General features: G+C 66.6%; 1 protein-coding gene and 1 tRNA gene. One reads left to right on the forward strand and one right to left on the reverse strand.

The window, feature by feature from the left end:
- Positions 1 to 79: 79 nt before the first annotated feature.
- Positions 80 to 186, reverse strand: a tRNA-OTHER gene (locus tag RFA01S_RS27825).
- On the opposite strand from RFA01S_RS27825, the gene RFA01S_RS27830 reads away from it, so the two are divergent.
- Complete coding sequence (locus RFA01S_RS27830; RefSeq protein WP_155290494.1) at positions 139 to 11043, forward strand: non-ribosomal peptide synthetase; 10905 nt, start codon at positions 139 to 141, stop codon at positions 11041 to 11043. The two genes, RFA01S_RS27825 and RFA01S_RS27830, sit on opposite strands and share 48 nt — an antisense overlap.
- The last annotated feature ends 21 nt before the right edge of the window (positions 11044 to 11064 follow it).

Here is an 11064-nt window from a genome sequence, read left to right on the forward strand (position 1 = left end):
GTCGACGCGCAGTCGGCGACACCGGAATTGACGCCGATCGAAATTTCCGCGCATCAGGTGGCCGATGCCATGCGCGAGCTGGCGACGACAGGATTCGACCTGTCGAAGGACCTCCCGTTCCGTACTCGGTTGTTCGAGGTGAGCCCCACCGAGCACCTGCTGGTGTTCGTGGTGCACCACATCGCCGCCGATGGTTTCTCGCTCGGCCCGCTCACTCGCGACGTCATGAATGCCTATGCGGCGCGGTCGATGAACCAGGAGCCGTACTGGACTCCGCTTCCGGTCGACTACGCCGACTACAGCCTGTGGCAGCGCGAGGTGCTGGGCTCCGAGGACGACCCCACGTCCGTGGTCTCGCAGCAGATCGACTACTGGACGACGACGTTGGCCGGTCTGCCGGATCAGCTCGATGTGCCCTCCGACCGTCCCAGGCCGGCGGTGGCATCGAACAGCGGTGCGCTGGTGCGTTTCTCGATCGACGGAGAACTGCATCGCGCTCTGATCGAGGCGTCCCGACGTGAGAACGCGTCGCTGTTCATGCTGGTGCACACCAGCCTCGCGGTACTGCTGTCGCGGCTGTCCGGCGAGACCGACATCGCGATCGGCACACCGGTCGCGGGCCGCGGTGAGGCGGCGCTCGACGACCTGATCGGCATGTTCGTCAACACCCTCGTGCTCCGAACGGAGATCGACACCGCGCGCAGGTTCGACCAGGTACTCGCCGATGCTCGCGAGACCGATCTGTCGGCGCTGGCACACGTGGACGTTCCGTTCGAGCGTCTGGTGGAGATCCTCAACCCGGTACGTTCCACGGCTCGTCATCCCCTCGTGCAGGTGGTGCTCGCGTTCCAGAACCTGGGGCAGAAGGATCTCGAACTACCGGGACTGTCGGTCTCGGGCGTCGACTTCGAGACCCTGGTTGCACTGTTCGACCTGCAGTTCACGTTCGTCGAATCGTTCGGACCCAGTGGCGCGGCGCAGGGTATGACGTTCGATGTCACCTACGCCACCGACCTGTTCGACGAGTCCACGGTGGTCACCCTGGGTGAGCGTCTGATCAAGGTCCTCGAATCCGTCGCAGACAACCTCTCGACCGTCGTGGGCGACATCGAACTGCTCGACGACGTCGAGTACAAGCGCGTGCTCGACGACTGGAACGACACCGACCACGACGTCGACCGGTCACAGACGCTGGCCTCCCTCGGGCGGTCGGTCGAATCCGACGGAACCGCACTGGTATTCGGTGACGAGTCGGTGTCCTACGGCGAGTTCGACGCACGGGTGGCTCGTCTTGCCCGGTACCTCGTCGATCGTGGTGTCGGCCCCGAGACCACCGTGGCGATCGCCGCCCGTCGTTCGGTGGAGCTCCTCGTCGGAATTCACGCGATCGTCGCGGCGGGCGGTGCCTACGTACCGATCGACCCGGATCAGCCTGCCGAGCGAATTGCGCACATCCTGCGCACCGCGGCACCGGTGTGCGTACTGAGCACGTCACGAGACTCGGTGGATGCCGACGGGCTCGACGTGATCGACATCGACGTTCTCGACCTGTCGGGCGTCTCCGATGCACCGATCACCGACGCGGACCGAATCGGTGCACTCGCACCGACGAACACCGCATACGTCATCTTCACGTCCGGGTCGACCGGGCAGCCGAAGGGCGTGGCCGTCACACACGAGGCAATCGTCAACCGTCTGCTGTGGATGCAGTCGGAATACGAGCTCGTCGCCGACGATGTCGTGTTGCAGAAGACCCCTGTCACGTTCGACGTGTCGGTGTGGGAACTGTTCTGGCCGTTGCAGATCGGGGCGACGCTGGTCATCGCGAAGCCGGACGGGCACCGAGACCCGCAGTACCTGCTCGAGACCATCGAGGCGCAGTCGGTCACGACGGCGCACTTCGTGCCGTCGTTGCTCGAGGTCTTCGTCTCCGTCGTCGCAGCCGAGTCGTCGTCTGCAGCCGCGTCGCTGCGGACTCTCTTCGCCTCCGGTGAGGCGCTGCCCGCCGAGGTCGGCGAACGCGTCCGACGCGTCCTGCCGGGCGTGGCGCTGCACAACCTCTACGGACCCACCGAAGCGGCTGTCGACGTCACCTATCACGAGGTGTCCGAGGCGGACGTCGACCTGGTTCCGATCGGTGTTCCGGTGTGGAACACCAGAACGTACGTCCTCGACTCCCGACTGTCCCCGGTTGCTCCCGGAGTCGCAGGTGAGCTCTATCTCGCCGGAGTCCAACTGGCCCGCGGCTACCTCGGCCGAGTGGATCTGACGGCAGATCGATTCCTGCCGGATCCGTTCGGCGAACCGGGTTCTCGCATGTACCGCACCGGCGATCTGGTGCGCTGGCGGGAGTCCTCGTCTCACACCGGGCGTCTGGAGTACTTGGGCCGCACCGACTTCCAGGTCAAGTTGCGTGGTCTGCGCATCGAACTCGGGGAGATCGAGACCGTGCTGCGCCGGCACCCGTCGGTGGAGTCGGCCGTGGTGCTGGTTCGGCAGACGGCCGTCGCCGGAGATCAACTGGTCGCCTATGTGGTCCCCGCCTCCGGTGCGACCGTCGACGTGGCCGACCTGACGGCGTTCGCCGCCCGCTCGCTCGCCGGGTACATGGTTCCGGCTGCGACCGTCGTGCTCGACGCACTTCCGCTGACCGCCAACGGCAAGCTCGACCGGCGCGCGCTCCCGGCACCGGATATCGAGCAGCGTGCCTTCCGCGCTCCGACGACCACGTCGGAAATCGTGGTGTCGCAGGTGTTCCGCGACGTGCTCGGCGTCGATGTCGTCGGAGCCGACGACGAGTTCTTCGCTCTCGGCGGTAACTCGCTCGTGGCGACCAGGGTGGCGTCGCGCATCGGTGCCGCGACGGACACCACGGTCAGTGTTCGGACCATCTTCGAGGCGTCGACGGTGGCGGCTCTCGCGGCGAAGCTGGACGAACTCTCGGGATCGGGACGAAAGATTCCTCTCGTGCGCACCGAGTTGCCGGACTTCGTTCCGCTGTCGCTCGCCCAGCGCCGGATGTGGTTCCTCAACCGTTTCGACGTCGATTCGGCAACGGAGAATCTGCCCGTCGCCATCGAACTGATCGGTGACCTCGACGTCGTCGCGCTGCGCTCTGCCGTGGCCGACGTGATTGAACGGCACGAATCGCTGCGCACCGTCTACCCCGAGGTGGACGGGGTGGCCTCTCAGGTCATCGTCCCCGCAGCGCAGGTAGCTCCGGAGCTGGCACCGACGAAGGTCACCGCCGACGACGTCACCGCCGCCCTGGCCGAGTTCTTCGTGCAGGGTTTCGACGTCACGGCCGCACCCCCACTCCGTGCCATCCTGCTCGAGCTCGACTCGAACCGGTATGTGCTGGCCTTGGCCACACATCACATTGCCGCAGACGGTTTCTCGATCGGACCGATGACTCGCGACCTCATGATCGCGTACGCGGCCCGGAGTGCAGGAAGCGAACCGGGTTGGGCACCGCTCGCGGTTCGCTACGCCGACTACACCCTGTGGCAGCAGACCGTGCTCGGTTCCGAGAGCGATCCCGATTCACCGGTGTCCGGCCAGATCCGACACTGGACGCGAACGCTGTCGGGACTGCCGGACGAGAGCACGTTCCCCGGCGACCGAGTGCGTCCCGATCGGTCGTCCTACCGCGGCGGCAACATTCGGTTGACGCTCGATGCGCAGACGCATGCGCGCCTCGGCGCGGTAGCCCGCGCCAATCAGAGCTCACTGTTCATGGTGTTGCACTCTGCTCTCGCGGTGTTGCTGTCCCGGTTGTCGGGCGAAACCGACATCGCCATCGGTACTCCGGTCGCCGGTCGCGGTGAGGCGGCACTCGACGACGTCATCGGTATGTTCGTCAACACCCTCGTGCTGCGCACCGAGATCGATCCCGGTGCTGCCTTCACCGATCTACTCGCCCGTACGCGCAACACCGATCTGTCGGCGTTCGCGCACGCGGAGGTGCCGTTCGAGCGACTCGTCGAAGTACTCGACCCACCGAGGTCGGCCGCGCGGCATCCGCTGATCCAGGTGATGCTCACCGTGCAGAACATGGAGCAGACCGAACTCGAGCTCCCGGGCCTGACCGTGCGCGGAGTCGATCTCGACGTCGAGACGGCGAAGTTCGACATCCAGTTCACATTCACCGAGAACCAGGCGGACGGCACCTCGGCCATCGACGTGACGTTCGCCCGTGATCTCTACGACGAGGACACAGCCCGCGCTTTCGGTGAGCGCCTGATCCGCGTGCTGGAGTCGGTCGGCACCGATGCCGAGCAGCCCGTCGGGGACATCCCGGTGATGGATACGGCCGAGCGCGATCACGTTCTCGCCCTTGCCCAGGACGCACCGGCGGTCGCGGATTCTGCCGACTCCATCGTCTCCCTGTTCGCGGCCAGGGTCGCGGAGAACCCGGACGCTGCCGCCGTCGTCTTCGACGGTCGCTCGCGCACGTACGGAGACATCGACACCGAGTCGACGGCACTGGCGAGAGTTCTTGTCGCACAGGGTGTCGGCCGCGAATCCGCGGTCGCAGTCGTACTGCCTCGCACGGCCGATCTCGTGGTGGCGCTGCTCGCGGTGCTCAAGGCCGGAGGTGCATACGTACCGATCGATCCGTCGTACCCGGCCGATCGCATCGAGTTCGTGCTCGCCGACTCGCGTCCCGCCGCGGTACTGACCTGGACCGGTGTCGAGGTCGCGCTACCGCCGGAACTGCCCAGGGTCGACATGGACACCCCAGCGGACGAGTCCCGGTTCGCAACGGACGTCCTTCCCGCGGTGACGGCCGCAGAAGCTGCGTACGTCATCTACACCTCGGGTTCGACCGGCACCCCCAAGGGCGTCGTCGTCCCGCACCGCAACGTCGTCCGCCTGCTGGCGAACACCCAGCGGCACTTCGATTTCGGTCCCGCCGACGTCTGGACTCTGTTCCACTCGTACGCGTTCGACTTCTCCGTGTGGGAACTGTGGGGCCCGCTCACCACGGGTGGCACCGTCGTCGTGGTCGACTACTTCACGTCGAGGTCGCCGGAAGCGCTCCGCGAGTTGTTGATTCGCGAACGCGTGACCGTGCTCAACCAGACCCCGTCTGCTTTCTACCAGTTCGACCAGGCCGACCGCACGGCATCGGGTGCTGCCGAGTACGCACTGCGCTACGTCGTCTTCGGCGGAGAAGCGTTGGAGCTGCGTCGATTGAGCGGTTGGTTCGATCGGCACGGCGATCGTTCCCCACAGTTGGTCAACATGTACGGCATCACCGAAACCACCGTCCACGTCTCGCATCGGGCGCTCGATGCGCAGGCTGCCGCGGAGGCATCGGGGTCACTGGTGGGTCGGGCGATCTCCGGGTTGTCCGTGTACGTGTTGGATGCGCGACTCGGCCTCGTGCCGGCGGGTGTCCCGGGAGAGATGTACGTCTCGGGCGGTCAGGTGGCGCGGGGATACCTGGGTCGGCCGGACCTGACGGCGACACGATTCGTGGCAGATCCCTTCGCAGGCGACGGTTCCGTGCTTTATCGCACCGGCGACGTCGCCCGGTGGTCGCCCACCGGTGAGCTCGAATTCGTCGGTCGCGCAGACGATCAGGTCAAGATCCGCGGCTTCCGCATCGAACTGGGCGAAGTCGAATCGTCGGTTCTGTCGGCTCCGGCCGTCGGACAGGCCGCGGTGATCGTGCGCGAGGACGCTCCCGGTGCCGCGCGCCTTGTTGCTTACCTGGTGCCCGCAACCGGTTCCACGATCGACGTCGACGCCGTCCGTGCGTCGGTGGCCGAGCAGCTCCCCGAGTACATGGTCCCGTCGGCGTTCGTGGTGCTCGACGCAATTCCGTTGACCACCAACGGAAAGCTGGACCGGCGAGCCTTGCCCGAACCGGCCGCACGAACCCGTGAGTTCAGGCAACCGACGACTCCGATCGAGTCCATGGTCGCCGAGGTTTTCGCCGACGTCCTCGGTCTCGACCGGGTCGGTCTCGACGACGACTTCTTCGAACTCGGCGGCAACTCTTTGGTGGCTACCCAGGTGGTGTCCCGACTCGGTTCCTCCGCCGACACGACGGTCCCGGTTCGGGCATTGTTCGAGGCCCCGACGGTCGCGGCACTCGCCGCGAGGGTCGAGCAGGGCTCGGGCGCGCGGCCGGCGCTGGTGCCAGGGCCTCGTCCCGATCGAGTTCCACTGTCGCTCGCGCAGCAGCGGATGTGGTTCCTCAACCGGTTCGACTCGGACTCGACGGCGTACAACATCCCGTTCGCTCTGCGCCTGAGCGGCGATCTGAACGTCGGCGCGTTGCAGAGCGCGGTCTCGGACGTCATCGAGCGGCACGAGACACTGCGATCGGTGTACCCGGATTCGCCCGAGGGACCGCATCAGGTGGTCGTGCCGATGTCCCAGGTGCCGACGACTCTCGACGTGATCGACACCGACGCGGAATCGGTGACCGCTCGGGTGCTGGAGCTGCTGGCGTCGACGTTCGACGTGACCGCAGAGGTTCCGTTGAAGACCTCGCTGTTCCGAGTCTCCGACACCGAGTTCGTGCTGGCGATGGTGGTCCATCACATCAGCGCCGACGGTCTGTCGATGATGCCGTTGTCGACCGACGTCATGACGGCCTATGCCGCCCGTACCCGGAAGTCCGATCCCGCATGGGCTCCGCTGCCGGTGCAGTACGCCGACTACGCGCTCTGGCAACGCGACGTTCTCGGCTCCGAGGACGACGCCGAATCGATTGCAGCGCAACAGATTCGACACTGGTCTGCCGCGCTGTCGGAGTTGCCCGAGCAGATCGAGCTACCTCTCGATCGCCCGCGTCCGGCGAGCCAGACGTTCCGCGGCAATCGCATCGATTTCCGAATCGACGTCGACGCGCACGCGCGTCTCGCAGAACTGGCCCGCGCGCACAACGCGACCGTCTTCATGGCCGTGCATGCGGCCTTCGCAGTGCTGCTTTCGCGGATCTCGGGGTCCTCGGACATCGTCGTGGGTACACCCATCGCAGGTCGCGGCGAGGCCGAGATCGAGAACCTCGTCGGCATGTTCGTCAACACCCTGGTGTTGCGACTCGATGTTCCGGGCGAGGCGACCTTCGGTGATCTCCTCGACGCCGCGCGTGAAACCGATCTGCAGGCGTTCGCCCACTCGGACATCCCGTTCGAGCGGCTCGTCGACGTGGTCAACCCCACGCGCTCGACGGCTCGGCACCCGCTGTTCCAGGTCGGCTTCTCGTTCCAGAACTTCGCTCGCCGCGAGTTCGAGCTCGACGGGTTGGAAATCTCGGCGCTCGACACCGAGACCGGCAACTCCCAGTTCGATCTGCATCTGATCGTGTCCGATGCCCAGCAGGGCGACGGCGCGGCAGGTGGCTTCGATGCCCTGCTGACGTACGCGACGGATCTGTTCGACGAGAGCACCGCCCGTTCACTCGTGGCCCGCTTCGAGGCCGTGCTGGCCGCCGTCGTGGCGTCGCCGTCGACACCCATCGGCGATCTCGACGTGCTGCTGGACGGCGAGCGAACCGCGATCGTCGAGGACTGGAACGACACGGTTCACGATTTCGGAACCGTGGAACACACGACCCTTCCCGATCTGTTCGGTGCAGCCGCCGAACGCGACCGCGCTGCAGTCGCACTCGTCCACGACGACGGCGTGGTGACGTACGGAGAGTTCGCCGAGCGGGTCTCGCAGCTCGCGCGTCACCTGATCGGCATGGGTGTCGGGCCGGAAGTGCCTGTCGGCCTTGCCATTCGGCGCTCGGTCGATCTTCTCGTCGGCATGTACGCCATCTCGACGGCAGGCGGGGCGTACGTTCCGATCGATCCGGACCAGCCGGCCGAGCGCAACGCGTTGGTCCTCGAGACAGCCGCTCCTGCGTGCATTCTGATCTCCGGCGATGTGGGTGCCGAGATCACCGATGCTGCCCCGATCGTGGATCTGGCCCGGTTCGACGTCGATGCCTACTCGGGTGTTCCGGTGGACGCGTCCGAACGCACCGGGGTGCTCACCGCAGCCAACACCGCGTACGTCATCTTCACGTCCGGATCGACCGGTCGTCCGAAGGGCGTTGCGGTCTCGCACGGTGCCGTCGTCAACCAGCTGAACTGGCTGCGTGCGGAGTACGCACTCGACGAGACCGACGCGGCGCTGCTCAAGACCGCAGCCACGTTCGACCTGTCGGTGTGGGAGTTCTGGTCGCAGCTGACCTCCGGCGGACGGCTCGTCGTGGCCGAGGCCGACGGTCATCGTGACCCCGACTACCTGCTGGAGCTGATTCGCACGCAGTCGGTGACGACACTGCACCTGGTGCCGTCGATGCTGTCGATGCTCGGCACCGTCGCCGCGGGCGAGGTATCGCCGAGCCTGCGGCGGGTGCTGGCGATCGGTGAGGCACTGCCCGCTGCCGTCGCACAGGAGTTCCGCAAGCGGAACGGATCGACCGACCTGCACAACCTGTACGGGCCGACCGAGGCAGCGGTGTCGGTGACCGCGCACGCGGTGACGGACGCCGATACGACCGCGGTGCCGATCGGTGTTCCCGAGGCGAACACGACGGTGTTCGTGTTGGACTCGCGGTTGCATCCGGTGCCTGCGGGTGTCAGCGGCGAGCTCTACCTGGCCGGCGCGCAGCTGGCGCGCGGCTACTTCGGGCGCGCGGACCTGACGTCGGAGCGATTCGTCGCCAATCCGTTCGACGCGAACGGTTCTCGGATGTACCGCACCGGCGACCTGGTGCGCTGGCGGGTGCCCGTCGTCGACGGAACGCCGGCCCCGGCGCACCTCGAGTACATCGATCGGGCCGACTTCCAGGTGAAGATTCGCGGATTCCGCATCGAGCTCGGTGAGATCGAAGCGGCCCTGCGGTCGCAGCCGGCAGTGGCAGATTCGGCCGTCGTGGTGCACAGCGGCGAGTCCATGGGTGACCAGTTGGTGGCCTACGTCGTCGGCCGGGCCGGGGAGGTCGTCGATGTCGCGCACGTCGAATCCGAACTCTCGCACCTCGTTCCGTCGTACATGGTGCCTGCGGCATTCGTGGTGCTCGAAGCGCTACCGCTCAATGCCAACGGAAAGCTGGACCGAAAGGCGCTGCCCGCGCCGCACTTCGAGGCCACCGAGTTCCGCGCACCGGTCACCCCGATCGAGGAGATCGTCGCGACGACCGTTGCCGAACTGCTCGGGCTGGACCGCGCGGGGCTGGACGACGACTTCTTCGCCCTCGGCGGAAACTCGTTGATCGCAACCCAACTGGTCTCGCGCCTCGGCCAGGCTCTCGACGCGCAGATTCCCGTGCGATCGGTGTTCGCGGCGTCCACGGTGGCGGGCCTCGCTGCACACATCGCGCCGCTCGTCGGCGGCGGTGCCCGTCGGGAACTGACGGTGCGCGAGCGTCCCGATCGACTACCCCTGTCGATCGCCCAGGAACGGATGTGGACGATCAACCGCATCGACCCGGGCTCGTCCGCGTACAACATCCCCGTCGCGGTGCGGTTGACCGGTGCCCTCGACATCGCCTCGCTCCGCGGCGCGTTCGACGATGTGCTCGGTCGCCACGAGATTCTGCGGACGGCCTACCCCGATTCGGTCGACGGCCCGGTGCAGCAGATCGGTGGCGTAGCCGACGTCGGGGTGGAGCTCGAACCCGAACAGGTGGCACCGGACGCCGTGGTGTCCCGCCTGACGGACGTCCTCGGTGCGGGATTCGACGTGACGAAGACCGTCCCGGTCCGGGCTGCGCTACTGCAGGTCGGCGACGACGAACACGTCCTCGCCGTGGTGGCTCACCACATCGCCGCCGACGGGTTCTCGATGGGGCCGTTGATCCGCGATGTCATGGTCGCCTACACCGCTCGGGTGGCGGGGGAGATGCCGTCGTGGGCACCGCTGCCGGTGCAGTACGCCGATTTCGCGCTGTGGCAGCGTGACGTACTCGGCCGCGAGGACGACCCGGACAGTCCACTGGCGAAGCAGCTGGCCTACTGGACCGCCGAGCTGGCGGGAGCGCCGGAACAACTGGCACTGCCGCTCGATCGCCCACGGCCACCTCGACCGACCATGGAAGGCGCGTCGTACGGCTTCACGTTCGGTTCCGACGTGGCGTCGGCCATAGAGAAGATCGCCCGCGAGCATGCGGCGACGACGTTCATGGTGGTGCACAGCGCGTTCGCGGTTCTGCTGGGCCGGTTGAGCAACTCGTCGGACATCAGCATCGGCACCCCGACCGCAGGACGCGGCGAGGAGCAACTGGACGACCTGGTCGGCATGTTCGTCAACACGTTGGTGCTGCGCACGCAGATCGATCCGAACGGCACGTTCCTGGACCTGGTACGTCAGGCGAAGGACAAGGACCTCGCGGCGTTCGGCCACGCGGACGTTCCGTTCGAGCGGCTGGTCGATGCGCTCGGCCGCGCTCGGTCGAGCGCCTACACACCGCTGTTCCAGGCGATGTTGACGTTTCAGAACCATGCAACGGGCACGTTCGAGTTGCCGGGCCTGCAGGTGCAGGCGCTGCCGGCAGGCGACGATCAGGCGAAGTTCGACCTTCAGCTGACCGCTGTCGAGAACTTCGACGAGACCGGAGCGCTGCAGGACATCGAGGCGACGTTCACCTACGCGACGTCGATCTTCGACGAATCGACGATAGCGACGTTCGCCGAGCGGCTGTCGAAGATTCTGCGGACGGTCGTCTCCGATCCCGAGGTGGTGCTGCGATCCATCGACATCCTCACGGACGAGGAGAAGGCCGAGTTCGCGCCGCGCGCCAAGCCGAAGACGGTCGACGACCTACCGCAGTTGATTGCCGACGCAGCGGCGACCACGCCCGATGCGGTGGCGCTCGAGCACGAATCGACGAGTGTCGATTTTGCTGCCCTGAACGCCAAATTGACGCAGATGTCGGCGACGATGGGCGCGGCGATGAAGCCGCAGGCTCTGGTGACGGTCACGCTGTCCGCACTGATTCCGGGCATCTTGCCCGCCCTCGGTGCAGAGGGGTTGTCGACCGCTCTGGCATCGTTGATCCAACGGGCGGAGTCGGTGATCGCGTCGTCGTGACGAAAGCCGAGCTCGCCGGTT

The sequence above is a fragment of the Rhodococcoides fascians NBRC 12155 = LMG 3623 genome (genome assembly GCF_001894785.1).
Taxonomy (GTDB): Bacteria; Actinomycetota; Actinomycetes; order Mycobacteriales; family Mycobacteriaceae; genus Rhodococcoides; species Rhodococcoides fascians.